Source organism: Ligilactobacillus aviarius subsp. aviarius DSM 20655 (assembly GCF_001436315.1).
Lineage (GTDB): Bacteria > Bacillota > Bacilli > Lactobacillales > Lactobacillaceae > Ligilactobacillus > Ligilactobacillus aviarius.
Genome location: NZ_AYZA01000011.1, coordinates 40,126 through 66,627, shown reverse-complemented (window position 1 = coordinate 66,627; position 26,502 = coordinate 40,126). Strand labels below are relative to the sequence as shown.

At 42.6% G+C, this 26,502-nt stretch carries 28 protein-coding genes; 23 read left to right on the top strand and 5 right to left on the bottom strand.

All coding sequences use genetic code 11. From position 1 onward, the window contains the following. The first annotated feature begins 20 nt into the window (after nt 1-20). The 3 genes from FC33_RS02115 to FC33_RS02105 all read left to right on the top strand — a co-directional run bounded on the left by FC33_RS02115 (nt 21) and on the right by FC33_RS02105 (nt 1,977). Nucleotides 21-707 carry a 2,3-diphosphoglycerate-dependent phosphoglycerate mutase gene (locus FC33_RS02115; RefSeq protein WP_057826975.1) on the top strand — a complete coding sequence of 229 codons (687 nt, stop codon included), beginning with the start codon at nt 21-23 and terminating at the stop codon, nt 705-707. Nucleotides 708-822: 115 nt separating this feature from the next. Beyond that, on the top strand, nt 823-1,392 hold the full coding sequence (locus FC33_RS02110; RefSeq protein ID WP_235803878.1) for an endonuclease III domain-containing protein: 570 nt from the start codon (nt 823-825) through the stop codon (nt 1,390-1,392). Nucleotides 1,393-1,449: 57 nt separating this feature from the next. Continuing rightward, entirely contained in the window at nt 1,450-1,977 is a 528-nt protein-coding gene (locus tag FC33_RS02105) for an HdeD family acid-resistance protein (RefSeq protein ID WP_057826974.1), read from the top strand. Between the two features lie 30 nt (nt 1,978-2,007). On the opposite strand, the gene FC33_RS08365 is transcribed toward FC33_RS02105, so the two are convergent. Together FC33_RS08365 and FC33_RS02100 are read right to left on the bottom strand one after the other, a co-directional pair. Continuing rightward, nucleotides 2,008-2,202, bottom strand: a complete 195-nt coding sequence (locus FC33_RS08365; protein WP_146993455.1) for a hypothetical protein — start codon at nt 2,200-2,202, stop codon at nt 2,008-2,010. After that, the gene (locus tag FC33_RS02100) at nt 2,180-2,566 is read right to left on the bottom strand and encodes a TMEM175 family protein (protein WP_057826973.1); all 387 of its coding nucleotides are present in this window, start codon (nt 2,564-2,566) and stop codon (nt 2,180-2,182) included. Before FC33_RS02100 ends, FC33_RS08365 begins: the two co-directional genes overlap by 23 nt. A 216-nt stretch (nt 2,567-2,782) precedes the next feature. Here FC33_RS02100 and FC33_RS02095 point away from each other — a divergent pair, with 216 nt between their 5' ends. The 7 genes from FC33_RS02095 (at nt 2,783) to FC33_RS02065 (ending at nt 9,396) form a co-directional block, all read left to right on the top strand. Beyond that, entirely contained in the window at nt 2,783-3,445 is a 663-nt protein-coding gene (locus FC33_RS02095) for an Lreu_0056 family protein (protein ID WP_162257607.1), read from the top strand. A 280-nt stretch (nt 3,446-3,725) separates the two neighbouring features. Further along, nucleotides 3,726-4,700, top strand: coding sequence for an LPXTG cell wall anchor domain-containing protein (locus tag FC33_RS02090; protein WP_057826971.1), 975 nt, complete (start codon nt 3,726-3,728; stop codon nt 4,698-4,700). Between the two features lie 100 nt (nt 4,701-4,800). Continuing rightward, nucleotides 4,801-5,301 carry a hypothetical protein gene (locus tag FC33_RS02085; protein ID WP_162257606.1) on the top strand — a complete coding sequence of 167 codons (501 nt, stop codon included), beginning with the start codon at nt 4,801-4,803 and terminating at the stop codon, nt 5,299-5,301. After that, nucleotides 5,294-5,833, top strand: coding sequence for a hypothetical protein (locus FC33_RS02080; RefSeq protein WP_057826969.1), 540 nt, complete (start codon nt 5,294-5,296; stop codon nt 5,831-5,833). The genes FC33_RS02085 and FC33_RS02080 overlap by 8 nt, the downstream gene beginning before the upstream one ends. Before the next feature lie 105 nt (nt 5,834-5,938). Then, nucleotides 5,939-7,357 carry a zinc ribbon domain-containing protein gene (locus FC33_RS02075; RefSeq protein ID WP_057826968.1) on the top strand — a complete coding sequence of 473 codons (1,419 nt, stop codon included), beginning with the start codon at nt 5,939-5,941 and terminating at the stop codon, nt 7,355-7,357. Between the two features lie 15 nt (nt 7,358-7,372). Next, on the top strand, nt 7,373-8,311 hold the full coding sequence (locus FC33_RS02070) for a zinc ribbon domain-containing protein (protein ID WP_057826967.1): 939 nt from the start codon (nt 7,373-7,375) through the stop codon (nt 8,309-8,311). 146 nt (nt 8,312-8,457) lie between these two features. Further along, on the top strand, nt 8,458-9,396 hold the full coding sequence (locus FC33_RS02065; RefSeq protein WP_057826966.1) for a phosphate/phosphite/phosphonate ABC transporter substrate-binding protein: 939 nt from the start codon (nt 8,458-8,460) through the stop codon (nt 9,394-9,396). 173 nt (nt 9,397-9,569) lie between these two features. Here FC33_RS02065 and treC read toward each other — a convergent pair whose 3' ends face one another. Continuing rightward, complete coding sequence (gene treC / locus FC33_RS02060) at nt 9,570-11,237, bottom strand: alpha,alpha-phosphotrehalase (RefSeq protein ID WP_057826965.1); 1,668 nt, start codon at nt 11,235-11,237, stop codon at nt 9,570-9,572. Nucleotides 11,238-11,251: 14 nt separating this feature from the next. Beyond that, nucleotides 11,252-11,974 carry a trehalose operon repressor gene (gene treR, locus FC33_RS02055; protein WP_057826964.1) on the bottom strand — a complete coding sequence of 241 codons (723 nt, stop codon included), beginning with the start codon at nt 11,972-11,974 and terminating at the stop codon, nt 11,252-11,254. Between the two features lie 202 nt (nt 11,975-12,176). Between treR and FC33_RS02050 the strand changes: the two genes are divergently transcribed. From FC33_RS02050 to trpS, 4 genes are all read left to right on the top strand, one after another. Further along, entirely contained in the window at nt 12,177-14,117 is a 1,941-nt protein-coding gene (locus tag FC33_RS02050; RefSeq protein WP_057826963.1) for a PTS sugar transporter subunit IIABC, read from the top strand. 174 nt (nt 14,118-14,291) lie between these two features. After that, nucleotides 14,292-14,960, top strand: a complete 669-nt coding sequence (locus FC33_RS02045; protein ID WP_057827039.1) for a VIT1/CCC1 transporter family protein — start codon at nt 14,292-14,294, stop codon at nt 14,958-14,960. Between the two features lie 17 nt (nt 14,961-14,977). Continuing rightward, the gene (locus FC33_RS02040) at nt 14,978-15,670 is read left to right on the top strand and encodes a VIT1/CCC1 transporter family protein (RefSeq protein ID WP_057826962.1); all 693 of its coding nucleotides are present in this window, start codon (nt 14,978-14,980) and stop codon (nt 15,668-15,670) included. A 265-nt stretch (nt 15,671-15,935) separates the two neighbouring features. Continuing rightward, nucleotides 15,936-16,952, top strand: coding sequence for a tryptophan--tRNA ligase (gene trpS / locus FC33_RS02035; RefSeq protein WP_057826961.1), 1,017 nt, complete (start codon nt 15,936-15,938; stop codon nt 16,950-16,952). 35 nt (nt 16,953-16,987) lie between these two features. Here trpS and FC33_RS02030 read toward each other — a convergent pair whose 3' ends face one another. Beyond that, entirely contained in the window at nt 16,988-17,746 is a 759-nt protein-coding gene (locus FC33_RS02030; protein WP_057826960.1) for a substrate-binding periplasmic protein, read from the bottom strand. A 79-nt stretch (nt 17,747-17,825) separates the two neighbouring features. On the opposite strand from FC33_RS02030, the gene FC33_RS02025 reads away from it, so the two are divergent. The 9 genes from FC33_RS02025 (at nt 17,826) to FC33_RS01985 (ending at nt 26,501) form a co-directional block, all read left to right on the top strand. Continuing rightward, the gene (locus tag FC33_RS02025; RefSeq protein ID WP_057826959.1) at nt 17,826-19,091 is read left to right on the top strand and encodes a hydroxymethylglutaryl-CoA reductase, degradative; all 1,266 of its coding nucleotides are present in this window, start codon (nt 17,826-17,828) and stop codon (nt 19,089-19,091) included. After that, entirely contained in the window at nt 19,088-20,050 is a 963-nt protein-coding gene (locus FC33_RS02020) for a hypothetical protein (RefSeq protein ID WP_057826958.1), read from the top strand. The genes FC33_RS02025 and FC33_RS02020 overlap by 4 nt, the downstream gene beginning before the upstream one ends. A 21-nt stretch (nt 20,051-20,071) precedes the next feature. Continuing rightward, a complete protein-coding gene (locus tag FC33_RS02015; protein ID WP_057826957.1) occupies nt 20,072-20,773 on the top strand; it encodes an NAD-dependent protein deacylase in 702 nt (233 codons plus the stop codon). Nucleotides 20,774-20,846: 73 nt separating this feature from the next. Further along, nucleotides 20,847-22,877 (top strand): methionine--tRNA ligase, encoded by a 2,031-nt coding sequence (gene metG, locus FC33_RS02010; protein ID WP_057826956.1) that lies wholly within the window; start codon nt 20,847-20,849, stop codon nt 22,875-22,877. A gap of 91 nt (nt 22,878-22,968) precedes the next feature. Beyond that, a complete protein-coding gene (locus FC33_RS02005) occupies nt 22,969-23,736 on the top strand; it encodes a TatD family hydrolase (protein ID WP_057827038.1) in 768 nt (255 codons plus the stop codon). 16 nt (nt 23,737-23,752) lie between these two features. Beyond that, nucleotides 23,753-24,328: a ribonuclease M5 gene (gene rnmV, locus FC33_RS02000; RefSeq protein ID WP_146993469.1), complete on the top strand. Its 576-nt coding sequence runs from the start codon at nt 23,753-23,755 to the stop codon at nt 24,326-24,328. Then, a complete protein-coding gene (rsmA, locus tag FC33_RS01995; protein ID WP_057826955.1) occupies nt 24,318-25,199 on the top strand; it encodes a 16S rRNA (adenine(1518)-N(6)/adenine(1519)-N(6))-dimethyltransferase RsmA in 882 nt (293 codons plus the stop codon). The genes rnmV and rsmA overlap by 11 nt, the downstream gene beginning before the upstream one ends. 99 nt (nt 25,200-25,298) lie before the next feature. Continuing rightward, nucleotides 25,299-25,550, top strand: coding sequence for a Veg family protein (locus FC33_RS01990; RefSeq protein WP_057826954.1), 252 nt, complete (start codon nt 25,299-25,301; stop codon nt 25,548-25,550). Nucleotides 25,551-25,652: 102 nt separating this feature from the next. After that, complete coding sequence (locus FC33_RS01985) at nt 25,653-26,501, top strand: alpha/beta hydrolase (RefSeq protein ID WP_057826953.1); 849 nt, start codon at nt 25,653-25,655, stop codon at nt 26,499-26,501. The last annotated feature ends 1 nt before the right edge of the window (nt 26,502 follow it).

Here is a 26,502-nt window from a genome sequence, read left to right as displayed (position 1 = left end):
TCAAGAAAGAGGTTACGAATATGTCAAAATTAGTATTCATCCGTCACGGACAAAGTGAATGGAACTTAAAGAACCTTTTCACTGGTTGGACAGACGTTAACTTAAGTGAAAATGGGGTTGCAGAAGCTAAGGAAGCTGGTCGCAAACTTAAAGATGCCGGCATCCAATTAGACCAAGCATACACATCAGTTTTAAAGCGTGCCATCATGACATTGCACTATGCTTTGGAAGAATCAGACCAATTATGGATTCCAGAAGTTAAGTCATGGCGCTTAAACGAACGTCACTATGGTGACTTGCAAGGCCAAAACAAGGCAGAAGCTGCTGAAAAATTTGGTGAAGAACAAGTTCACATCTGGCGTCGTTCATATGACGTTTTACCTCCAATGTTAAGTGAAGATGATCCTCGCTCAGCTGCTCAAGATCGTCGTTACGCAAACTTGGATCCAAACGTTATCCCTGGCGGTGAAAACTTGAAAGTTACACTTGAACGTGTAATGCCATTCTGGGAAGACCACATTGCTCCAGACTTGTTAGCTGGTAAGAACGTAATCGTTGCTGCTCACGGTAACTCATTACGTGCTTTAACAAAATATCTTGAAGGTATTTCAGATGATGACATCATCAACTTGGAAATCCCAACAGGTCAACCAATCGTTTACGATTTAGACGAAAACTTGAAAGTTGTTGACAAGAAGCAACTTTAATTTGAAGTTGATTAAAATGAAAAGATGCGCTGCGGCGTATCTTTTTTTTTACCTTAATTAAGGCGGAGGAAGAAATGATTGATATTCGGAAACTTTATCAAACAATGGTTGCCCATTGCGGGGAACAGAACCCAAGCCGGAGATCGTTCTCGGGGCGATTCTAGTTCAAAATACAAGCTGGGAAAGTGCGCAAAAGTCGCTTGATCAGTTAAAGGAAACCACGGCATTTGATCCGCAGCGCATTTTACAGCTCGATGATCAAACATTGCAGGCGCTGATTCGGCCCAGTGGCTTTTACCGCAATAAATCCAAAGCGATTCGGGCAGTCTTTACATGGCTGGATGATTTTAATTTTGACTATGCGGCAATTCGGCAGCACTTTGGAAAGAACTTACGGCGCGAACTTTTAAAACTCCGCGGCGTTGGCAATGAAACGGCGGATGTTTTATTGATCTATGTATTTGATGTTCCGGCATTTGTGGCTGATAACTATGCGCAAAAGCTGTTTGCGCATTTAGGGGTTCCAAGCAAAAACTATCAAGACCTTGCCCGGCAGATCACGCTTCCAGTCGATTTTACGTTTCATGAAGCGCAGGTCTTTCATGGCCTGATCGATGATTTCGGGAAGAAATATTTTCGCGGCCAGGATACATTTGATGAAAGCTTTTTGGCCGCCTTCAATTAAGGAATTTGATGATAAGCGTGCTAGAATGAAGGTATCAAAGTGAGAGGAAAATGAAGGATGATTAATTCAGAACGAAAATTTGACTGGTTCAGTTTGGTAATCGGAATTTTATGGGTGATTTTAGGCGCAGCCGCCATTAATTCGCCCAGCACCGCCATCAGCGTGATCGCCGTTTTTGTCGGAATTGGGGCCCTGGCAAAAGGCATTTACACGTTATGGCTGCGGCGGGCGATTCAAATGTTGACGGGCAGCAACAGCAAGATGAGGTTGCTGATCATTTCGTCCGTGGTTGATATTATTTTAGGAATCATTTTCCTGTTCCGAATTCATTTTGGCTTCGGAATTATTGCTTACCTGTTTGCATTCTGGTTTATCTTCGATTCGATTTTGCAACTGGTGATCGACCACTTCTTTAAGGCAATGAACCGGTCGTACTTTGATATTTTGATCGTGTTAAACATCATTACGTTGATTTTGGGCGTGGTGTTGCTGTTTAACCCGATGTTATCGATTTATACCTTGATCGGCGTAGTTGCATTCTATTTGTTCTTGATTGGAATTACAAAGATTATTCAAGCGTTTTAAGAAAAAATGTGGCTTTTCAGTCACATTTTTTTACTTTAATGCTTTATCAGGAATTACCCAAATCACAACTGCTAACAGACTGATGGCAATTGTCGAAATGGGAACGACATAGCCGCAGCAAATTGCCAAAATGTTAATCAGCAAGTTAAGGTGAAGTTTAAAATGATAAACCTTAAAGCGCGGCAGGGTATTTAAACGCGGGTTAAAGTGAATTAACGTCCGCATTAAAAGGTAGTACGATCAGCATAATGGCGGCGTAAAACATTTCCGGGTCGCGCTGGTTGATATTGCATGCAAGCCAAGACGAAGCAAACGGCAAGAAAGTGATAAAAAGCAGGAAGATGCTGTTTGCCCATGAAACTTGCGGCGTGATTTTAAGATGCTTAAGGCCGGAAAATAACCTGCCATGGTTGACCCAGTACATTGAAATCAATAAAAAGCTGTAAATGTAGGTTAAAAAGTGGTCATTGGCTCGCAAGATGTCACTGAAAAAATGACCTGTCGGGACGTGAATATCAAGAACCATCAGGGTGATCACGATGGCGATCACCGCGTTCGTGTAATCTTCAAGCCGTTCAACTTTATTCATCATTCCACCTCCGATTTGCTTTTAATTATAGTTCCATTTGATGGTTATGAGGATAAAAAAGACCGTCAAAGATCATGACTAAATTAAAAAATGATGAGAATTAAAAACTTAAATATTTTTTTGAAAGCAACATTTAATCTAAAAATGTCGATGTAAAATTCCGAATCCAAGAAAATGGGCATTGATTTTTGAAAACAAACCGCGTATCTTTTCTCAATGAAAATTGAAAAGGAAGAGATGTTATTTATGGAAAAGTCAATTAAGACGACCCTTCTTGGATCGGCAGCGGTATTAATGTCCGTTTCACTTGCAGCGTGCGGGAATTCAAATGCAAGCAAGTCAACGAAGAAGACAACAGCCCCGAAAACAGAAAAGGTTCAAAAGAAGTCATCAGCAAGTTCAGCAACCAGTGCCGCAGAATCATCAGCAGTTTCAAGCAGCGCGAGTTCTAAAGCTTCATCAATGAGCAGTGCCAGTTCTTCAAGTACGGTGTCAGCTAAGAATTTGACACCGCAACAACTTGGAATCTTAGTTGTTCTTAATCAAAATCCGCAATTATTGCAGAATTTGAATACAAGCTCTGATGATCCGGTAGGGTTATGGTACGCTTCAAGTAATGATAATAATACTAGCCCGGAATTGGCTGGATTTGATGCAATTACAACCCATGGAGATGGAACAGCTAACTTGTATTATAAATTGAACGGTAATAATGTGATTATTAAAAAAATGGATCCGAACTCTGGTAACTGTGTTGCAGATGAAAAATTAATGACAATTACAGTTCCGGTATCACAAATTATGCAGAATTACTCAACTCCGCAACAACAAAGTCAAGTTAATAATGATGCCAACAAATTAAGACAGGGAAATAATTAACTTGATTGAAAATCAAACATATTTCTTAAGCAAGAATTGCAAAGTTTGCAGTTCTTGCTTTTTATTTTAATAAATAACAAAATGTTAAAGATTTAAACGAAAGAATTAAAACTTAAATGTTAAGTTTGTATTTAAATCAACAGATATTTTTTTATGTTGATTTAAATAATGGAGTTTGTGAAAGCATTTCAATCAAATTGTGAAAAAAGATTGATTTTTTCCATGTGGGGGGGGTAGAATTCGTTACTGAAAATAACGTTAAGAAAAAGGTGAAGTACAAATGAAGAAATTTTCTAAATTAGTTGCTGTTAGTGCAGCAGCCATGACTTTTGGGATTACAGGTGTCTCAGCATTGAATAATACAAAAGTTGTTAATGCTGATAATTTAACTGCTGATAATGGTAAGTTAACTAACGATATTAATGGGATGAAAGCTGAAAATTCACCATTACATGAAGAAATCAACACAGACTTTGGTTGCTTGATTGAAGGAATCAACAAGACAGCTTCTCAATTACAACCCAATGAGAGTTTAAAGAATATTAAGCAAGACTTAAATAACAATACTTATGAGTTGGGAGAAGGCGACAACTATAAAGCTGGTGATCAAAATAGTGATTGGGGCACTTTAAGAAATACTTGGCAAACAGATGACACCGTAAAGGACAATGCTGCTGCTGAACAAGCTTATGAAGGTGTATACAATGACGCTAACCAAGTATTAGCAGATCTTTACAACCAAGGTAGTCAACCAGCCGCTTCAAATGCTAACAAGCAAAACGCAAACAACAATAACAATGCGAATGTTCAAAGTAACTCATCAAACAAAAAAGCTGATGTAGTTGCTAATGCTAATAACAACAACGCTAAGAAGGACAACACTCAAGGTGCTGTTGCAAACAAGCAAAATACAAACAACGAAGCAAACGCTCAACAAAACACAGTTAAGAGCAATGCCAATGCCAACGTTGAAGGTGCAAAGACTGTCGCTAACGAAAACGAATCAAACTCAACAAAGAACCAAAACAATGGTGCCATTGCTGAAACTCAAAACGAAAACACAACAGCTGCTGGTGAAACAAGCACAGTTGTTAAGGCTCAAGCTAAGTCAGCAAGCAACTCAGCAGCTCAAAAGAACAACACTCCAGTCTTCCCACAAACTGGTGAACAAACATCAGAAATCTTGGCTGTTGCCGGTGGTTTAATCATCGCTGCAACTGCTGCTGGAATCGTTGTTTACAAGAAGCGCAACTAATATCTAACAGTTAGTTATACCCATTTGAAGAAGGTCACCTGCCCTTTAGAGGTTTTCTGACCTTCTTTTTTTATTGAAAAGGAAGAAAAGGATGATCATGATGGAGCAAAATGCAAAGAAAAAGATGTCAACCAAGAAGAAAGTTTTAATTATTATCGCCGTAATCGTTGGAATTTTGGTAGTTTGCTGGGGCGGTTATGAAATCTATGCAAACAAGGTCCCAGAATATAACCAAAATACAACGGGCATGATCTATGGCAATGATAAAGAAGATACGTTGGATGAACAACAATACAACGGCTTTAAGAAAATCGTTCAGGAAGCAATCCAACAAAAGTGTTCGGACGTTGATCCAAGTCAGTACAAGGATGACGGCATTGCGGTTGCCAAGTCAGGTAACAACTCATATGAAATTGCCTGGGGATGTGAAAAACAAGGCCAAAGGTACACAACAATGGTGAAGGTTGATATGCAAAAGGGAACCTTTATCGGCGGACCGAAGTTCAAGCTTGACTACTTCGTTTCAGACTTTAATAACGATGCAACGGCAAGCAACATTGAACAAGGCATTAGTGATTTAGGAAGTTTATTAGGTGATTAACATGAAGAAATCAGTAATTTTGGTTAGTGCATTAACGGCGTTGACCCTTACCGGTTGCGGCAATCAACACCAAGTGCCGAAAAAGAATTATGAACCGAAAAAAACAGCGGTCAAACCGCAAGCTCACAATTCAGCTAAGAATGATTTGTCTTCAACGATAACTGCAAGTTCAGCTTCCAGCCAAGCTCAAGCAGAATCATCAAGTGCTTCAGCAGCATCTTCAAGCTCAACGCAGCAAGCGTGGACGTTGGATTCAGCCAAGAACTATTACTTAGCAACCGTAAGAGATAATGATGGTAATCCGCTTCAATTAGTCGGTGACATCCCAACCGCAGCTCAAAACGGTCCAACCGTTTGGCAAAACATGGGAACATCGAATAACGGTCAAACCATGAACGTGGGAATCAGCGGAACGCAAATTTTCACGATCACGAATAATGGCGATGGGACGTCAACGATCCAACTTGGAACCGTCACAATGAAAGTTCGCAATTCCGACCACTGGATCTTGGAAAATAACCAGCAACAATAATTTGTAAATGTGAACTAAATATGAATTTTTTTTGATTTAATTTGGAATGAAGAGTACACTCTTAGGTGAATATATTTAGCAAAATTATTTTAGGGGGTTCTTTTTATGGCAAAGAAGTTTTGTCCCAAGTGTGGAACCGAGCGTCAAGGCAACGAAAAATTTTGTCGGAAATGCGGCTATCAGTTTGCTGAAGCGGCATCAACGGTAAAGCAACCCGCTGCCCAACCCAAAGTTCAACCGCAACGGCGCAGTCGGCTAGCACCGAAGCCGCGCAAACCAATGTCAAAGAAACAGAAGGCAGGGTTGATTGGAATCGGGGTCGTGATTGTTGCTTTAATTGCATTCTTTGTATGGGGCAACAATTACTATTCAGAAACCAATCAAATCGACCGGATCGCTCAAGACTTATCGAGCACCAAGAAAGATGCATCCGGAATCGTAACCACGTCTGACCCGAACTTGAAGATCACTTCAAGCACGGTCAAACCGCTTCAAGAATACTTTGAAAATAATAAAGATGACTTGAATTCTTTGGTTTCAGATGTTGAAAGCGGCGCAAGTCTGCATGGAATTACCCTTGTCCAAGACGGCCACTACTGGTTGTTCTTCCCGAAGTACAAGTTAAATGTTCCGGCAGCCTATGCCAAAGTTGAAACGAACCATGCTGGATCAACGGTTTACGTCGATGGCAAGAACGTCGGCAAGGCAACTGGCAGCGATGGCGAATACACGAAGAATGTGGGTCCATACTTCCCCGGAACGCACACATTCCAAGTTAAGACCAATGTTAACGGGCGCAATCTTCAAACCAACCAGGATGCGGATGATATTTGGGGTCAAAGTAATGACGAACAAATGACGATCACAACGGCAACCTTTAAGGTTAAGAGCATTGCGGGCGCAACGGTTCTTCTTGATGGCAAGAATGTCGGCAAACTTGACGGTAACGGCGAACTAGAATTTAAGGACTATCCAATTACGAAAGGCCTTGAATTACAAGTTCAAGCCAACGTCAATGGCAAGACGGTTACATCCAAGAAGATGAACGTTTATGACCAGGTTGAAGATGACACGAAGACATTGTCACCGAAATTTGCCGGGGTAATTTCTGAATCAGATGCTCAATCATTGTTATCAGCAGCATTTGATCAAAGTACAGCAACTTCTGATCAAGGTGCTGACCTGTATCAAAACCAGGAAGGAAACAGCGACTTTAAGCAGGTTAAACAAATGTTTGACGGCTTTAACAAGAACGATAACAACGATTCATACACAACGGATGTTACCGTGAAGAGCATCATGCCAGGTGGCGACGGCAAGAGTGATGTCGTTTACGATGTTAAGTACGTCTTTGATCGCAGCGATGGCAGTCAACTTGCTCAAGTCATGGAATATTCAGGCTGTGTCCTTGAAAAGAATCCAAACTACGATAAGAACGATGAAGGTCAACCATACATGATCGATACGATCGGTAAGGGTAAGATGATTCAAAACAACACCGTTTCAGGTGACGACAATAATTAATGAGGGTGAAAGAAAATGAAGAAATGTCCAAAGTGCGGCGCACAAATGTCGAGTGATACAAATTTCTGTACTGAATGCGGTGCAGATTTACGCAACGTTTCGGTAAGCGACGAATCAGTTCAATCAACTGAAACGTTTGAACCAAACGGAACGGTTGAAAATCAAAACCAACAACAAGCAAATCAAAATACGCAACAAACTGCTCAAGCCCAAGCAACGCAACAAGCACAACAACCTGCTCAAGCTCAACCAGTTCGGCGGTCGATCGATACCGAACAAGCTAAGCAAACAGCTGCCAGCTACTGGAAATGGTTGCTTGGTTCATGGGCTCACCCAACCAACACTGAAGCTCCAACTTCAAAGTGGTTTGGAGTAGTTTCAATTGCGATTGAAATTTTCTTGTTCTGCGCATCATTCTTTACAATGGTTCAAAAGGCAGTCGCATACCTTAACCAACAAGCAAACAACGTCTCAAATGGTCTTGCTGCTCTTTTAGGCCAACAACAAAACAACAGTAATTTGATCCACTTCAATTCATTTGGAACATCATTTGAAATCTTTATTGTATTGTTGCTGTTAGACGCTGCTGTTTTAGGTGCCGTTTACGGCATCAACTGCTGGGTATTCAGAGAAAAGGAAAGCTTCTTTGATTTCATCAACCGGTTTGCACACTACACAAACGTTATTTTGATCACAAACCTCTTGTTCTTCTTATTCAGCTTGATGTCAGCCTACACAATGATGGCCCTTGTATTAGTACTATCAATTTTCCTTTACATTTTAGGAATGACAATGGTAATCGTTACCCGGCAAGGAAGTCAACGCCTTGACCGGCTTTATGGAGCAGTCTTTGTTGCCATCATTATCTTAATTGCACTTGGCATTCTTTGCGCAATCTGCGGCACAGCGGTTGACATTGCAGTTAAGTCATTGACTGGCGGATTAGGGAATTAGGATATAAATTTTGGATAAATAAAGGAACTTCTGCGAAGGCTGGAGTTCTTTTTTTATCCATAGTAAATCCGAACTATATTTTAAAATTTATTCTTAATATTTTGTGTTATACTCCTTTATAGTGAATGGAAAGGGAGCAATTCTTAATGAAATTAATCAAAAAGGTAATTATGTCAGTTGCTGCAATCGTCCTTGCTTTATTGATTGGCGGCAACGTGCATGCGTCAACTACGAATTCAAAGGAGTATACGCCAAAGAAATTGGTAATTGCGTTTGATCCATCATCGAATGCAGAAACGATGGAATCAAAGGCGCAACCATTCGGAAAGTTGCTTTCAAAGCAGCTAGGAATCCCGGTCAAGGTCGTGGTTGCAACTAATGACGACACGATGATTGAAGGGATGGGGTCTGGCAAAGTCGACTGTGCGTTCTTACCGCCTGAAGGTTATGTTTTAGCTCACCAAAAATACGGCGTTAAAGTCATCTTGCAATCGACCCGGTACGCATACAAGGAACCGGATGATCAAATGACTCACCACCTGGTTAAAGATTTCCATGCTCAGATTTTAGTGCGGAAAGGCAGCGGAATTAAGTCGTTGAAAGATTTACGCGGAAAGAAGATTGCGGTTCAATCTTCAACTTCAACGGCTGGCTGGATTTGGCCGGTAGTTGCCCTTTACAAGCACGGCATCAATATTTATAAGGATCACATTCAAACCGTTCAAGTTAAGGGTCACGACCAAGGAGTTATGGCCGTTTACAATGGCAGTGCCGATGCTTGCTTTGTCTTCCAAGGTGCCCGGAACATCGTGAAGAAGGATGCTCCAGATGTTATGCAAAAGGTTGTTCCGCTTTACACGACGCCGGCGATTCCGGACGATACGGTTTCAGTTCGCGGCAATATGAGCCCGGCATTCCAAAAGAAACTGATCAATGCTTTCCAAACGGTTGCTAAATCAAAGCAAGGTCACAAGATCATTCAGGAAGTTTACCAACAACAAGGTTATGTGAAGGCAAATAACAGCGACTTTAACAAGGTTCGTGAATATGCAAAGATCATGCAAAAGATTAATCAAAGTAAATAGAAGGTGTGACAAAACGTCAAAAACGAGCGTGGTGGAAGCAGAAAAGTGAACGAATCGCGCAAGCATAGATTCGGAGGTTTGCGTTCTTCCACTCAGCTCGTTTGTTTTGGAACCCGATTATGCGGATATAGCAAAGAGGTTGTGACTTATGTCACAACCTCTTTTGAATCTAATTATTTAATTTTAAAAGCGATCGATTGATATGGTTGCAACCGGATGGCATCTTTCAATTGCATCTTCCGTGGTTCGCCGTAGTTATCGATCAAGACTTCAACTTCTTTATTTTGCAGGTCAGCTGGAATATCAGCCCAGGGTTCGTAGCCGTAGAAGTTGTTCAGGACGAATAATTGTTCATCACTGTCGTCAAGGTAACGCCGGTAAGCGAAGACTTGCGGATGATCTTCCAGTTCAGCCTTAAAGTGACCATCGGAAATCAAATCTTCCGTTTTCCGGAGATTGATCAGTTGTTGATAGTAATTAAAAATTTCGCCGTGATCAAGTTCGGCTTGAACGTTGATCTGATCCTGGTCAGTCGGTTTCAACCATGGCTTTCCGGTTGTGAAACCGGCATTTTGACTGTCATCCCAGTGCATTGGGACCCGTGAGTTATCACGTGCCTTGGTCTTCACGATTTCAAAGGCATCGTGGGCGCTCATCCCGTTATCCATCATTTCCTGGTAAGCATTCAGCGCTTCAACGTCAACGTAATTGTGGATCGAGTAGTAATGCGGATCGATCATTCCAAGTTCTTCGCCCATGTAAATGTACGGTGTTCCGCGCAACAGGTGAATGGCAGTTGCGAGCATTTCAGCTGATTTTTCACGGTAGTTGACTGGGTCGCCGAACCGGTTCAATGCCCATGGCTGATCGTGATTATTCCAGAACAGGGCTTGCCAGCCGTTACCGCGGTCGATTCCGGCTTGCCATTCATTTAAGATGCGTTTGAGTTTCATGAAATCAAACGGAACTTTGTTCCATTTTTCGCCGTTTTCATAGTCGACTTTTAGGTGATGGAAGGCAAAGACCATTGAAAGCTCATGGTCGTCTGGCTTCGTATATTCGATTGATTTTTCGATCGTCGTGGATGACATTTCACCAACGGTTACGGCATCTGGATCCTGACCGAAACTTTCACGGTTGAGTTGCTTAATGTAGTCCTTAACGACTGGAGTATCAGTGTAAAGGGCTTTTTCGTGATCGATGTTGCCATCTGAATCGACTAAAACTTCATCTTTTCCAGTAACGTTCAACACGTCAAACCGGAAGCCTTTGACGCCCTTTGTTCGCCAGAAATTGACGATGTCGACAGCTTCTTGGCGGACATCGGGATTATGCCAGTCAAGATCGGCTTGAGACGGATCAAACAGGTGAAGATAGTATAAATCGGTGTCACCAAATTTTGCCCAGGCCGGCCCGCCGAATTTTGATTCCCAGTTTGTCGGAAGATCGCCATTCGGCTTAGCCGGCCGGATGTAGAAGTATTTCATGTACTTTTCATCGCCGGCTAAGGCTTTTTGGAACCATTCATGGCCAGTTGAACAGTGGTTGAAAACCATATCCAACATCACGTCGACGTTGATTTTCTTTAACTTCGCAACCAATTCTTCAAAGTCCGCCATCGTTCCGAAGCGCGGATCAATTTCACGATAGTTGGCGATGTCATACCCGTTATCGTGCTGTGGTGAAACGAAGAACGGGTTGAACCAGATCATATCAATGTTGAGCCTGGCGATGTAAGGAATTTTTTTGATAATTCCTCTTAAATCCCCGATCCCATCGCCGTTACTATCATAAAAAGATTTGGGATAAATTTGATAAATAACTTTTTTTCCTAAATTCATGGGAAAAGTCCTTTCTATTTTAATTTGATTTTCTGTCGCCGGGCAAAGTCGCTGAATTTAAATTTGTCAGGCCGGTGGTAAGATTCAGTCAATTGAAAAAGGGTCGTGTCATTTAAAAATGATAAGCTGCGGACAACGACAACAAGTTGGTCGCCGGTCAGTTTCAGTTGGGCAGCGACTTCGTCATCAGCCTTTTCAACGGTAATTTCCTTTGAAGCGTACGAAATATCCAGCCCTAATTCACCTTCAATATAATCGTATAACGAATTTTCAGCAACCTTTTGCGGAATTTCGTCAATTGGCGGAGTCAGCAAAAAATCACGGTCGATTACAACTGGTTCATGATCGATCATTCTGAGCCGTTCAATGTAAATGGATGGTTGATCGGCATCAACGCCCCGGTTTACAAAGTATTGCGGAATTGAAGTGCAGGGTTCGTTTTTAAGAACCGTCGTGACCGCATGCATTCCCAATTTTTGATTAAGTTCCTGGAAACTGGTAATTCCGGATACCGGGAAAGTAAATTTTTGATAATCAAGGACGATCGATCCTTTCCCTTTGATTTTTTGAATTAGCCCCAAGTCATTCAACTGGGAAAGGGCACTGCGAATCGTTTCACGCGAAGTTCCGTACAGGTCGGTAAGCTGATGCTCGCTTGGCAGATAGTCCCCTGGACAGTACAATCCATGATGGATTTTTTCAGCAAGATCCTGGGCAATCATATCTTGTTTGCTCATGAACGTCCCTTCTTTCATTGATTTAAGTTCAAGTTCTATTTAACCATAGAATGTATAGTCAGGCAAATTAATAAAAGCTAATAACGTTGTCAAAATAATTTTGAAAGCGATTAAAAAAGATGTTGACAACTTGTCTATACAAGATATAAAATAATGACAGAAATTAAAAGAAAGTGCTTTCAAAAATTAAGGAGGAGCCGCAATGGCAAAGAGAACAGATATTGAGATCCTTGCACCGGCAACGGGGAAGGTCTTACCATTATGCGAAACAAAGGATGAAGTTTTTTCAGCAGGAACAATGGGCCAGGGATTCGGCCTTGAACCATCAGCTGAAGGTGAAATCGAAGTTGTTGCTCCGGTTAGCGGAACGGTCATGATGTTGGCTGATACTAAGCACGCGATTGGAATTCAAACCGCAGATGGGCTTGAAATTTTGATCCACATGGGAATTGATACGGTCAATTTGAAAGGAACCCCATTTACGGTTCATTGCGAACAAGGTTCAACGGTTAAAGCAGGCGAACCGATTGCAACGATGAACCTAAAAGAAATCGAAGCCCACAAGCTCGCTAAAACGATCATGGTGATCGTAACGAACTCAGCTGATAAACTTGAAAGTCTTTCATTAGATGAAGGCGAAATTCAAGCCGGCGAACCAGCCGCTGATGCCCATTTGAAAGGTGCCGGCAAAAAGAAAAAGGGCAAACGGGATTATGATGCATTAGCAACGACGATCATCAAGCTAGTTGGCGGGAAGGAAAACGTGAATAACTTGATCCACTGTATTACCCGGTTGCGGTTCTACTTAAAGGATGAAAGCAAAGCAGACACTGAAGCATTGAAGAATACCGATGGCGTAATCGATGTGATGAAGGCTTCAGGCCAGTATCAGGTTGTCATCGGGAATGAAGTGACGAACGTTTTTGATGCGGTAATGAAGCAATTAGGACCATTGGATGAAGACGCAGCCGCTGCTCAACCGGCAGAAAATGACGGGAAGAACCCAATCAGCCGGGCCTTTGGCAATTTGATCGGCTTTATTACCGGTTCAATGAGTCCGGTAATCGGCGTTATCGCTGCATCTGGGATCATCAAAGGAATCTTGGCATTGTTGACTTTGCCTCAATTAGGTTCGATCTTAAGCGTGAAGAGCACGATGTACATGACGGTCAGTGCAATGGCGGACTCAGCCTTCTTCTTCCTGCCGATTTTAGTTGGTTATTCAGCAGCTAAACGGCTTGGCAGTGATCCAATCGTTGCGGCCGTTATCGGGGGTGTCTTGACTTATCCGCAAATCATTACTTGGGGGAAAGCCTTCAAGACGATGTTTACCGTTGGTGGATTCCACTTCCAATTCTTGAACTACACGTATTCAATTTTCCCGATGATCGTTGCTGCATGGTTGGCCAAGAAGGTCGGTGACTGGTTGAAAGACCACCTGCCAAGCTACCTTCAAATGATTTTCAATCCGTTGATCACGATTTTAGTAGTTTCAACGATCACCTTAGTAATCACTGGTCCAATTATTCAAGGGGCTGCGAACGGAATTGCCGACTTCGTTAACTGGTTAGTTCAAGCATCAGGCTGGATCGGCGGTTTGATTATTGGTGGTTTCTATCAGTTACTGGTTATCTTCGGGTTGCACTGGGGCGTTGTGCCGCTGGTTGCCCAACAAATTGCCCAAACGCATCAAAGTGCTTTGAACGCAATTATTTCAGTTACAATGGTTTCTCAAGGGGCTGCCGTTTTAGCAGTTGCAATCAAATCAAAAAAGGGTAACATGAAAGAACTTGGCTTTGCAGCTGCCATTTCAGCCTTCTGCGGGGTTACAGAACCTGCAATTTACGGGATTAACTTACGTTACAAGAAAGTCTTCGTTTCTGGTTTGATCGGTTCAGCTGTCGGTGGGTTGATTACCGGCTTGATGCACGGAACAATGTACGGCTTTACGGGTTCATTGATTGGATTCTCATCATTCTTCAATCCAGCTCATCCAACCCAATTAACAAGCTTCTATGCATTCTTGCTTTCAAGTATTGCCGCCATTATCGTTTCATTCCTTGTAACATGGTTCTGGGGCTATAACGATAACATGTCAATGGGCAAGAAGGTTGAAAAGAAGAAACGTCCAGGAACAAAATAAAAATATTAATTAACCGATAAAATCTCGACCGCTTTGTTAGTGGTTGAGATTTTTTTATGTGATTCAACTATAATAAAAGTGTTAGTTCGCATTGACATTGATAATTTGTATTGTGTAAAATATAAATTAATTTGAAATAATGAGAGAAGGATCATTTTGAAAACCAAAAAGAAAATGTCGCTTGCCCAGCGAATCAACATTCTCCGGGCAGCGGTCATGGGCGCAAACGATGGAATCTTGTCAGTTGCCGGAATCGTTATCGGGGTTGCCGGAGCGGCGACAAGCAACTTTGCGATTTTTATTTCTGGAATCGCTGGAATGTTAGCCGGAACGGTTTCAATGGCAATGGGCGAATATGTTTCAGTCAGCGCTGAAAAGGATTCGCAAAAGCAAGCGATTGCGACTGAAAAGCAAGCTCTTAAAGATGATTATGATGGTGAATATGATTTTGTAAGACAAAAGTATTTGAAGAAGGGCATTAAGCCGGAATTGGTTGAAAAGGCCGTTCATGAAATGATGGAACGGGATGCACTCCGGACAATGGTACGTGAACGGTATGGGTTTGACGTTGATGAATTTACCAGCCCATATGCGGCCGCGATTGCATCAATGGTCTCATTTCCGTTAGGTTCGATCTTACCGTTGTGTTCAATTTCGTTTTTCCCGCATTCAATCAAAATCGTAGCAACGTTCATCGCGGTGATCATTGCATTGGCAATCACCGGGTGGGCCGCTGCTTGGTTGAACCACGCTAACAAACTTCACGGAACGGTGCGGAATGTGATTTCCGGGATCATTACGATGTTAGTAACATATGGGATCGGTCATTTATTCGCGCACTAGAAAGGAGGACTTAGACAATGGCAAAGAAGAAAAAAGATGAACAACGCTCAGCAATGGGCGAACGTTTGAATGTTTTACGGGCCGGAGTTTTAGGCTCCAACGATGGAATTTTAACGGTTGTCGGGGTCCTTTTTAGTGTGGCGGTTGCGACGTCGAACCGGTTTACGATTTTTATCGCTGGTTTGTCTGATTTGCTTGCCTGTGCCTTTTCAATGGCTTCGGGGGAATATGCTTCGGTAAGTACTCAACGCGACATGGAACAGGTAACGGTTAAGGAAGAACAGGCGCTGTTGAAGAAAGACCGCGAAGGCGAATTAGCCGCAGTTCGGAAATACTACATGGAAAAAGGGGTTTCCGAAGAAACGGCTGAAGACATTGCGGAGGATTTACTGGATAAAAAGCCGCTTGAAACGGTGGTTGATGTGAAGCACGGATTGATTTTAAACGAGTACATGAACCCGTGGAACGCAGCTTTTTCATCATTGATTTCCGCTTCGCTCGGCGGAATTTTCCCGTTAGCGGCAATGACTTTTAGTCCGGTAAAGTGGATGTGGCCGATTACGATCTTGGCCGTTTGCGTTTCCGTTTCGTTGACCGGTTATTTAAGTGCCAAGCTTGGAAACGGGTTGGTTAAAGTGGCTATTAAACGGAACTTGATCGTCGGGATCATTACGATGATCATTCACTACACGTTAGGATTAATGATTTAGCCGCTTTACAGGGATTTGAATAACGTTTAAAATGAAAGTAACAATTTCAATGACCGGATTGAAGTAGAAGATCCAGTAACAGAGAGGTTTCAAGTGCTGAAAGAAACCAGGATCTTCGAAGTGGGACCGACCAGAAATTCCAACTAAATATTGGTAACAAGTGGCAGGATAACTGCAAATTAGGTGGTACCACGGTTAAAATCGTCCTATTCAGAAATGATGGGGCGATTTTTTGATTGGTCAAGAAAAAGAAAGGAATTTTATCATGGCAGAAAAACCAGTAATTTTAACCGGTGATCGTCCAACCGGCAAACTTCACATCGGACACTATGTTGGTTCATTAAAGAACCGGGTTGAAATGCAGAATACAGGAAAATACACGCCGTTCATCATGATTGCCGACCAGCAAGCATTGACGGATAATGCGCGTGATCCGGAAAAGATCCGCAAATCATTGATCGAAGTTGCGCTGGATTACCTTGCAGTAGGCTTGGATCCAGCCAAATCAACGATTTTTGTTCAATCCCAAATTCCAGCCCTTTCAGAATTAAATTTGTACTACTTAAACTTAGTAACGGTTTCGCGGTTGGAACGGAACCCAACCGTTAAGGCTGAAATTCAACAAAAGAACTTTGAACGGTCGATCCCAGCTGGATTCTTTACATATCCGGTCAGCCAAGCAGCTGATATTACAGCGTTTAAGGCCAGCCTTGTGCCAGTCGGCGATGACCAGGAACCAATGCTTGAACAAACGCGGGAAATTGTCCGGAGTTTCAACTCAATTTACGGCGATGTTTTGGTTGAACCAAAGGGCGTTTTCCCACCAAAGGGTTCAGGACGAATTCCAGGATTAGACGGCAATGCCAAGATGAGCAAGTCGTTAGGCAATGCAATTTACCTTTCAGATGACGCAGACACATTGCGGAAAAAGGTTATGTCAATGTACACGGATCCAAATCACATTCACGTTGAAGATCCGGGTCAAGTCGAAGGCAACATGGTCTTTACCTACCTTGATATTTTTGATGATGATAAGGAAAAAGTCGCTGAATTGAAGGCCCAATATCAACACGGCGGATTAGGCGATGTGAAAATCAAACGTTACCTGAATGAAGTCCTTGAAAATGTCTTAGGACCAATTCGGCAACGACGGGAAGAATTCGCCAAAGACATTCCAGCGGTTTACGATATGTTGAAAAAAGGCAGCGAACACGCCAACGAGGTTGCAAACCAAACCCTTGAAGAAGTGCGGCACGCGATCGGCGTTGATTATTTTGGATAATAAAAATGGCATTCAGAAAATTCTGAATGTCATTTTTACTTAAACGCATAATTATATTGATAATACTTGGCCGACAACTTTGTCAATGTTCCGCTCATCCGCAAGCTGTTGATGACTTGTGAAACTTGTTTGGCAAGCTGGTCATCGTTTGTAATGGCAAACAGTTGCTGCGATAAAATTTGCGGATCGCTAACCTTTTTAAATGGCGGCAGTTTTAAACTCGAATTATTGATCTGGGCTGCCTTTTCCCGTTCCGGATGCTTATCAAGGTAAAGGTTATATTGATATTGGTTCAATAAAATTGCCTTAACTTGATTTTGATCAAGGGCGTTCACCAGCTGATTGACCGTCGCAAACTTTTGCGGTTTAAGTTGAAGCTGGGTTAACATTGTTCCTTGCCCGCTTTCGTCCAAAATTCCAATCTTTTTATTTTGAAGACCGGTCAATGAGCGGGACTTGGTGCTCAGCATCACGTTTTTAATATATAGATAAGGCTGCGTTTGATAAACGTTTTTCAATTTTGGGGTTGAAAAGCCCATTGCCAGGTCAAGCTGGTGGTCAGCAACGGCTTCTTCCAGCTGAGATTGCTGCCGGTATTGGCGAATTACAACCCTTCGGTGGAGCTTTTGCCCAATTTGAAGCGCAAGCCGCTGGTCAAATGCACTTGAGTTGTGATTGGTGGTTTCGGTTTGAATTCCGACTTTTAAAGCCGGGGCGGCTTCGATTCGTGAAAAGAGGCTGCTGATTCCGATCAAAGTCAGCAGCGAAACCAACAGGCGCGTAATTTTTTTCAAAATAATGCCCTCCGCGAAAACTTTTTCAAGATATTATATAATTAGTTTAACAAAGAATTGAGAACAGGGAGTAAAAAGAATGCAGTGCTTCAATAAATACTATCAAAAGCCATGGCAAAAGCGGTTGGCGATTTTGAAAAAAAACGGATTTCTGGATGAAAAGGAAATCAATCAGCTTGAAACTCAAGCCGTTGACCCAACGCTTGGCGATACGATGATCGAAAATTTCGTAACGCAGTACCAGCTTCCTGAAGGCCTAGCGATGAACTACGTAATCAACGGCAAGGAATACGTCGTGCCGATGGTTACGGAGGAGCCGTCAGTTGTTGCGGCGGCCAGCAATGGAGCTCGTTTAGTTAAGTTTGGCGGCGGTTTTCAAACCAAGTCATTATCCCGTCTGATGATCGGTCAAATTGCAATCGAAAACGTAACGGCGATGGATCAACTCGTTGAAACGATCGATCAACGGCAAGATGAATTCTTGGAAATTGCAAATCACGCCCATCCATCGATCGTGAAACGCGGGGGCGGTGCCCGGTGGATTCGAACTCGGATTTTGGCCGATGATATGTTGTCAGTTGACATGGCGGTCGATGTTCAGGAAGCAATGGGGGCAAACATGCTGAACACGATGCTTGAAGCGGTGGCCGATGAAATCCGGTCAACCTTGCATCAGGACATTTTAATGAGCATTTTGTCAAACTATGCAACGGAATGTTTAGTTTCAGCCCATGTTGAAATTCCGGTTACGGTTTTGGCAAAGGAAAAGATCGACGGAGCAACGGCAGCTGCGAAAATTGCTCAGGCAAGCCGCTTTGCCCACCTTGATCCGTACCGCGCAGCAACCAATAATAAAGGCATCATGAACGGAATCGATGCGGTCGTGATTGCCAGCGGAAATGACTGGCGGGCCATTGAAGCCGGAGCCCATGCCTATGCCGCCTGTGACGGCCAATATCGCGGGCTGAGCCAATGGCGGGTTGATGGTGATCAACTGATCGGTGACCTGACAATGCCGATGCCGGTTGGTTCGGTTGGCGGTTCAATTAAAATTGTGCCGTTAGTGAAGATCAATCACCATTTGATGAAAATCGAAAGTGCCGTTCAGTTAGCCCAAATCATTGTTGCAGTTGGGTTAGGGCAAAACTTGGCGGCCTTATACGCATTGGTAACCGATGGGATTCAACGCGGTCACATGCGGTTGCAATTGAAGAGTTTAGCGGCATCAGTCGGCGCAACTAAGGATGAAATTCCAATGCTCGTTAATGCCCTTGAAGAACAGCATGCCCGGGATTCACACACTGCAGAAGTTTTATTAAAGAAGATACGTGAGGAAAAAGAATGACAGAACCACAATTAAATGAAAAAGTTCAACAATTGATCAAAAAAGCAGAAGCGCTTCAACCAAATGGCATTGAGATCCAATACCATGACGAAAAATCGGGCTTTGTGCGTCACGACCAGGCACAGCACTTTTTACGCAACGGAAAATTAGTGATCGACGTTTTAGATCAAACCGACGTGAACTACATCGTTTCGCATGAACTGTTGCACTTTATGTTGATGTTTGAAAAGCTGCCGCAGATCGCATTTAATTTGGAAAGCGGGCGGCAAAAGCTTGATACAAAGTACACCGCTACGGGAATGGAATTGTATGATATTTTGATGCACTTCTTTGTTTATGACCGGCAGCGCGAATTAGGCTTGATCGATGACCAGGTCGAAGATTTGTACTTTAAAGGCATTTTGGCAGTCTTAAAACCGGAACCGCAAGATCATCAGGATGACTGGATGGTTTTACGGACGGTCAACCTGCTTGATGCGTTGATTTTCTTTAAGGACCAACAGGATAATGTTTTACCGAAATTGCGGGAATTATACCCGAAGGCAACTGCGCAAGCCGAAAAACTGTATGCAATTGTTACGGCTAAACCGCTCGACTCGGCTTTCAACGTTCGGCGGGCAATCGTGAAATTATATAAAGGCTTTGATGAAGCATTGAAGAGCTATGGCTTGTATGAAATGAATTTGAATTCGTATGTTTCATTAACGCCGGTTTTAAGTGATCGCCAGTTACGGCTTGAAGTGCGGCAATTATTTGAAATTTTCCACACTGATATGAAGGAAAACCTGCATTTTCGGACGGCTTACATCGGCCGCATGAAAAATGATCAGCAAAATGTTTTTGTTATTCCTGAACCAAAAGGCAGCGAACAACAGCGGTCAGTTGAATTTCGGCACATTTATGAGACCCCGGTTGGAGAATATTTAGATTCAATCGGTGTCCCATACTTGAAACGTTAATTATCAAACGGAGGCGGTTAGATGACAAAACTGAATGATTTGATTCAACATGCCCGCCAGATCGTATTTATGACCGGTGCGGGAGTTTCAACGGCATCGGGAATTCCGGATTACCGTTCAAAAAATGGGTTGTATTCGCATGGGCAAACCCCAGAATACCTATTAAGTCACGATTGTTTGGTGAATGAACCGGAAGTGTACTATGACTTTGTGATCCATAATTTATTTTATCCGGATGCCCAACCGAACATTATTCACCAAAAAATGGCGGCGCTGACCCGGGAAGGTCGGGCAACGATCATCACCCAAAACATTGATGGCTTGCATGCGCAAGCTGATCCGGCACCGGATTCGCTAATTGAATTTCACGGCAATTTATATAATATTGTTTGTCAAAAGTGCGGTCAAAAGGTTGATTGGCATGAATATCTAAAAGATATGCATCATCGGAATTGCGGCGGTATTTTGCGCAGCCAGATCGTTCTTTACGGTGAAGGAATCGATCAGCAGAAACTTGAACACTCGATTCAAGCTATTCAAGCGGCCGATTTGATCGTCGTTGTCGGGACTTCATTTGTTGTTTATCCGTTTGCAGGCTTATTACAGTATCGCCGTCTGGACGCTCAAATTGCGGCGGTCAACAAGGAACCAATTCAAGTTCCGCCGCAAACCACGATGATCGTTAACGATGCGGTGCAAGAATTCGCTCAAGTTAAGGTCTGACTATGATATACTAAAAATAATGATTTTTGAGATTGAAATTTGATTTCACATTCAAGGAGAAAGGAAACTGAACATGGCAGACAAACCAACATTTTACGTAACCACACCAATCTACTATCCATCAGGGCGGTTACACATTGGAAATGCATACACCACAATTGCATGTGATGTTTTAGCCCGTTACAAGCGGCTTCAAGGATACGATGTATTCTTCCTGACCGGAACGGATGAACACGGCTTGAAGATCGAACAAAAAGCCAAGAAGATGGGCATCACGCCGCAAGAATACGTTGATCAAATGGCTGCGGATATCAAGCAATTATGGAAGAAACTTGAAATCACCAATGATAAGTTTATCCGGACAACGGATGACTATCATGAAGCAGCTGTTCAACAAATTTTTGAAAAGTTATTGAAGCAAGGCGACATTTACAAGGGAACATATAAAGGATGGTATTCAGTTTCAGATGAAGAATACTTTACTGAATCACAGTTGAAGGAAGTTTTCCGGGATGAAAATGGCAATATGACTGGCGGAATTGCTCCATCAGGGCATGAAGTTCAATTAGTTGAAGAAGAATGCTACTTCTTTAAGATGAGCAAGTACGCTGACCGGTTAGTTCAATACTATGATGAACACCCTGAATTTATTGAACCGGCTTCACGGAAGCAGGAAATGTTGAATAACTTCATCAAGCCGGGATTGGAAGACTTGGCCTTGACCCGGACCAGTTTCGACTGGGGCGTTAAGGTTCCATCAGATCCAAAGCATGTTGTTTATGTTTGGATCGACGCGCTTTGCAACTATATCACGGCTTTAGGTTATGGTTCAAAGGATGACAGCCTGTTTAAGAAGTTCTGGCCAGCTGACATTCAAATGGTTGGAAAGGAAATTGTCCGCTTCCACACAATTTACTGGCCAATCATTTTGATGGCGTTAGATTTGCCATTGCCAAAACACATCGTCGGTCATGGCTGGTTAGTTATGAAGGACGGCAAGATGTCGAAGTCAAAGGGCAACGTTATTTATCCTGAAACAATCGTTGACCGCTATGGCTTGGATGCATTGCGTTACTACTTAATGAAGGCTGTTCCGTTCGGCAATGATGGCCGGTTTACTCCGGAAGACTTTGTTGAAAAGATGAACTTTGATTTGGCAAACGACCTTGGAAACTTGCTTAACCGGACGGTCGCAATGATCAACAAGTACCGGGATGGTCAGATTCCGGCCCTTGAAAGCAATGTGACACCATTTGATAAAGACCTTGAAGAAACGGCCGCAACGGCAATTCAAGAATATTGTGATGACTTGGACAAGACGTACTTTGCAAAAGCTCTTGAAAACTTATGGAAACTTGTTTCACGGACAAACAAGTACATTGATGAAACGGAACCATGGAAGCTTGCCAAGGATGAATCAGCCGAAGCAAATGCCCAATTAGACAGCGTTTTGGCTCACTTAGCAGCCAGCTTACGGGTAATTGCAATTCTCTTGCAACCGGTAATGACCCATGCACCGCAACAAATTTTTGAACAGTTAGGATTAGCAACTGACAAGATGGAGATCAAGAATCTTTCATACTTTGATTTGCCAGCCGGGGCAACGGTTGTGAAGAAGGGAACACCAATCTTCCCGCGGCTTGATAAAGGCGAAGAAATTGAATACATGCAATCAATGATGACTGCCAACGAAAAGGCAAAGGGCCGGAAGAACATGGCGGTTAACAAGGAAGATGCATTTGATCCTTCAAAAACAACGTTGAATTTAACGAAGAAAGAAATTCGGTTTGATAAGTTTGAAAAAGTCGAATTGAAGGTTTGCGAAATCAAGGCGGTTGAAAAGGTTGAAAATGCCGACAAGTTATTGAAATTCCGGTTAGATGCAGGTGATGAAGGCGACCGGCAAATCATTTCAGGAATTGCAAGCTGGTATCCTGAACCGCAAAAATTGGTTGGCAAGAAAGTAATTGCAGTGACGAACTTGAAACCGCGTGAAATGCGGGGCGAACTTAGTCAAGGAATGTTACTTTCAGCTGAATTTGGCGATCAGGTTCAACTTTTGACCGTTCCAGAAAATATTCCAAACGGTTCAATCGTTGGCTAAAATCTAAAATTGGGAGAAAAGACTGGCAGGTTGAGTTGAAACTGAAAAATGTCCAGTCTTTTTTCATAAAAATGAGAGGAGCAGGAAAATGATTTCAATTTTCGATTCGCATACCCATATCAATTCCCACGAATTTGATGATGATATTCCAGACGTCATTGACCGGGCAAAGGCATTGAACGTTGATTCAATGCTTGTATTGGGCTACGACGGTGAAAGTGCTGACAAAATGGTGAAATTGATCAACCAGTACCCGGATATTTACGGGGCAGTTGGAATTCACCCGGAAGATGCGGCCAAATATGATGATTTTGAAGACCAGTTGCGGGTTTATATGATCGAACCGAAAGTGAAGGCCGTTGGTGAAATTGGTCTGGACTATCATTGCGATGTTGACCATGATTTGCAAAAGGAAATCTTCAAGAAGCAGATCAAACTTGCCCATGAATTTCATTTACCGATCAGCGTTCATAACAGGGATGCGTTTGAAGATACCTATGACGTGATCAAAGAAACCGATGGGGCCAAGTATGGCGGCATTATGCACAGCTTTAACGGTGACGTGCAGTGGGCTCAACAGTTCCTTGAGCTTGGAATGGATCTGTCATTTAGCGGCGTCGTAACATATGATAACGCCAAGAAAGTTCAAGAAGCTGCCAAATATGTTCCGGCTGATCGGATGCTGGTTGAAACGGATGCCCCGTATTTGACGCCGATGCCGTATCGCAACCAACGCAATGAACCGGGAATGACCCGGTATACAGTTGAATTCTTAGCGCAATTGCGGAACGAAAACGTTGACCAGTTGGCCACGCAAACAAGTCAGAATGCAAAGAAAGTATTGAAAATCAATGAGTAAAATGATGGAAGATAAAATGAAAATTCAAGAAGTGATTGTCGTTGAGGGTAAAGACGATACCAAACGAATTAAAATGGCGGTGAATGCCGATACGATCGAGACCCGCGGATCAGCAATTAGTGATGAAACCCTTGACCAAATTGCGGAATTACAAGAAAAACGGGGAGTGATCGTGTTCACTGACCCTGATTACTCCGGTGAAAAAATTCGGAAAACGATTCGCGAAGCAGTCCCAGGAGTCAAACATGCTTTTTTGAAACGGAAAGATGCCGTTCCGGTTCATCAAGGAAGTTTAGGCGTTGAACATGCAAGCCCCGAAGTGATCCGCGAAGCATTGAAAAATCTTTACACGGAAGTTCCGGATGCGCCAGCGATGATTTCACGTGAAACGTTGGCGGCCAAGGGATTGATCAATGGTCCGGCGGCCAAGAAACGTCGGGAGTTACTGGGTGAAATTTTAAATATTGGCTATACGAACGGCAAGCAACTGTATAAGCGGTTGCGGTTGTTTGAAATTACCCCGGGTGATTTTGAAGATGCAATGCAAAAGGTTGAACAGCAAATGGAAAACGGTGATCAACATGAAAAATAATGAAATTGAAATTGCGAATCCAACTCGTACGCGGGCAATCATGGAAACGTACGGGTTGAATTTTAAGAAGAGCTTAGGCCAAAACTTCTTAACGGATATCAACGTGTTGCATAACATTGTGGACGCGGCCGAAATTAGTGAAGAAGATGATGTGATCGAAGTTGGGCCTGGAATTGGAGCTTTGACAGAGCAGCTTGCAAAACGTGCTCATCAAGTAATGGCTTTTGAAATCGATGAACGGTTGATTCCGGTGTTAAAGGAAACGTTAGCGCCTTACGACAATATTACGGTTGTCCAGCAAGATATTTTAAAGACGAACCTCGAACAGCAAATTGAAGCCCATTTCGATGGCCATCATCAGTTGAAATTGGTTGCCAATTTGCCGTACTACATCACGACGCCGATCATCATGCATTTGTTAGAAAGCGGGATTCACTTTGATGCGATCGTTGTGATGATGCAAAAGGAAGTTGCCCAACGGTTAACGGCGGAACCGGGAACAAAGGACTACGGTTCCCTTTCAATTGCGGTTCAGTATTATACCGATGCCAAGATTGCCTTTATTGTTCCCAAGACGGTTTTTGTTCCGCAACCGAAAATCGATTCAGCAGTTGTTCGCCTAACACCGCAAAAGCCGGTGAAACAGCCTCAAGATGAGCAAGCATTTATGCAACTGGTAAAGGGCAGCTTTGCTCACCGGCGGAAGAGTTTATGGAATAATCTTTTAGGAATTTACGGGAAGGACCCGGCAACTAAGGAACGGTTAGAAAAGGTTCTTGCACAGGTTGGAATTGAAAAATCAATTCGAGCTGAACGGCTGACAATTAGCCAATTTATAGATTTATCTAATGGATTAATAGAAAATGATTAGAAATTAGAGTAATTTATTGCTTTTTGTTAAAGATTTGTGCTAAAATTGAGATTTTCTTTCGTGTGTGGTATAGTGTACGCTGACGGGAGGATGAAGCACATGCCAAGCACTTTAGCAAAAATTAAGTCGATGTTGGATAGTCATATTGGAAAGAAACTGACCGTTACGTCTCATGTTGGACGCAAGAAGATCTTAACCCGTAAAGGTAAACTGAGCGAAACATTTCCAGCTGTTTTTGTAGTTGAACTCGACAAGGATGAAAGTGCAGTTGAGCGTGTTTCATACAGCTACACGGATGTTTTAACTCAAAATATCAAACTTGAATTTGAAAATGAAGAGGCTGAAGAATAGCCTTTAAATAACGATTAGAAGTGTCTATTTCATACGAATGCCGTTTTCCGCGGTATAGTATGAAGTAGATACTTTTTATTTTATAAGAATGAAGGAATTGAGTTGAAGAAAATCGGGAAACGGATCGGTCAGGTTTTGATTGGAATTATTGTGATCGCGTTGGTTGTTCAAATGATCTTATTGGTCCCTAGTCCGCAAAAAGGGTTGCGGCAAGACCAACTGCGAAGTGATATTCATTATCAAGATGTCCCAACGTTGCTGATCAATGGATTTGGCGGCAGTAATTACACGTATAATAAAATGATCAATTATTATCAAAAAGAAAACATTGCGCAAAAAACAATGACGATCCATGTAACGCCGACCGGCACGGTGCATGTTTCCGGGTCAGTCAAAGGGAAAAAGAATGCGATGATTCAGCTTTTATTTGACTGGAACCTTGCCCAAACGTACAATCCGCAAACGAATTGGACGATCAAGGTTATTAAGATCTTGCATAATAAATACGGGATCAATGAATTGAACGTGGTTGGTCATTCATGGGGTGGAACGGAATTTTTACACGCCCTTGGACAATCAAAATGGATTCAGCGAAACGTGAAGTTCAATAAGGTTGTTTTGATGGGAACGCCGGTTAACGAAGGCGTTACGAATAAGGTAACGTATCCGCAAGCACTGCGGGAGCATTTAACGGACGCTGAATATCGTAAATTGAAACGGGAATATCAGGACTTAACGCCGTGTTCGTCAATCAAGTTTTATAATGTGATGGCTGATTACCATGATCATACAGATACTTCAGTTCCCAATGTTCAGTCTGAATTTTTAGCAACGATCTTAAACCCGAAGTGGTCATCATGCAAGACCGTAATGTTTTATGGAATCAAACACTCTGCTTTGCATCAAGATCCAAAAGTTCTGATGAAAGTGGCAAAAATGCTGTATGACTAAT

Bases quoted from the DNA above. Each gene is read 5' to 3' on its own strand.
- FC33_RS02040 (WP_057826962.1), top strand. From the start codon at position 14,978: ATGGCAAAGAAGAAAAAAGATGAACAACGCTCAGCAATGGGCGAACGT.
- FC33_RS02050 (WP_057826963.1), top strand. From the start codon at position 12,177: ATGGCAAAGAGAACAGATATTGAGATCCTTGCACCGGCAACGGGGAAG.
- FC33_RS02090 (WP_057826971.1), top strand. From the start codon at position 3,726: ATGAAGAAATTTTCTAAATTAGTTGCTGTTAGTGCAGCAGCCATGACT.
- FC33_RS02025 (WP_057826959.1), top strand. From the start codon at position 17,826: ATGCAGTGCTTCAATAAATACTATCAAAAGCCATGGCAAAAGCGGTTG.
- rsmA (WP_057826955.1), top strand. From the start codon at position 24,318: ATGAAAAATAATGAAATTGAAATTGCGAATCCAACTCGTACGCGGGCA.
- FC33_RS02105 (WP_057826974.1), top strand. From the start codon at position 1,450: ATGATTAATTCAGAACGAAAATTTGACTGGTTCAGTTTGGTAATCGGA.
- treR (WP_057826964.1), bottom strand. From the start codon at position 11,974: ATGAGCAAACAAGATATGATTGCCCAGGATCTTGCTGAAAAAATCCAT.
- FC33_RS02075 (WP_057826968.1), top strand. From the start codon at position 5,939: ATGGCAAAGAAGTTTTGTCCCAAGTGTGGAACCGAGCGTCAAGGCAAC.
- FC33_RS02095 (WP_162257607.1), top strand. From the start codon at position 2,783: ATGAAAATTGAAAAGGAAGAGATGTTATTTATGGAAAAGTCAATTAAG.
- FC33_RS02100 (WP_057826973.1), bottom strand. From the start codon at position 2,566: ATGAATAAAGTTGAACGGCTTGAAGATTACACGAACGCGGTGATCGCC.
- FC33_RS02045 (WP_057827039.1), top strand. From the start codon at position 14,292: ATGTCGCTTGCCCAGCGAATCAACATTCTCCGGGCAGCGGTCATGGGC.
- FC33_RS02020 (WP_057826958.1), top strand. From the start codon at position 19,088: ATGACAGAACCACAATTAAATGAAAAAGTTCAACAATTGATCAAAAAA.
- trpS (WP_057826961.1), top strand. From the start codon at position 15,936: ATGGCAGAAAAACCAGTAATTTTAACCGGTGATCGTCCAACCGGCAAA.
- rnmV (WP_146993469.1), top strand. From the start codon at position 23,753: ATGAAAATTCAAGAAGTGATTGTCGTTGAGGGTAAAGACGATACCAAA.
- FC33_RS08365 (WP_146993455.1), bottom strand. From the start codon at position 2,202: ATGCGGACGTTAATTCACTTTAACCCGCGTTTAAATACCCTGCCGCGC.
- treC (WP_057826965.1), bottom strand. From the start codon at position 11,237: ATGAATTTAGGAAAAAAAGTTATTTATCAAATTTATCCCAAATCTTTT.
- FC33_RS02015 (WP_057826957.1), top strand. From the start codon at position 20,072: ATGACAAAACTGAATGATTTGATTCAACATGCCCGCCAGATCGTATTT.
- FC33_RS02065 (WP_057826966.1), top strand. From the start codon at position 8,458: ATGAAATTAATCAAAAAGGTAATTATGTCAGTTGCTGCAATCGTCCTT.
- FC33_RS02085 (WP_162257606.1), top strand. From the start codon at position 4,801: ATGGAGCAAAATGCAAAGAAAAAGATGTCAACCAAGAAGAAAGTTTTA.
- FC33_RS02115 (WP_057826975.1), top strand. From the start codon at position 21: ATGTCAAAATTAGTATTCATCCGTCACGGACAAAGTGAATGGAACTTA.
- metG (WP_057826956.1), top strand. From the start codon at position 20,847: ATGGCAGACAAACCAACATTTTACGTAACCACACCAATCTACTATCCA.
- FC33_RS02070 (WP_057826967.1), top strand. From the start codon at position 7,373: ATGAAGAAATGTCCAAAGTGCGGCGCACAAATGTCGAGTGATACAAAT.
- FC33_RS01990 (WP_057826954.1), top strand. From the start codon at position 25,299: ATGCCAAGCACTTTAGCAAAAATTAAGTCGATGTTGGATAGTCATATT.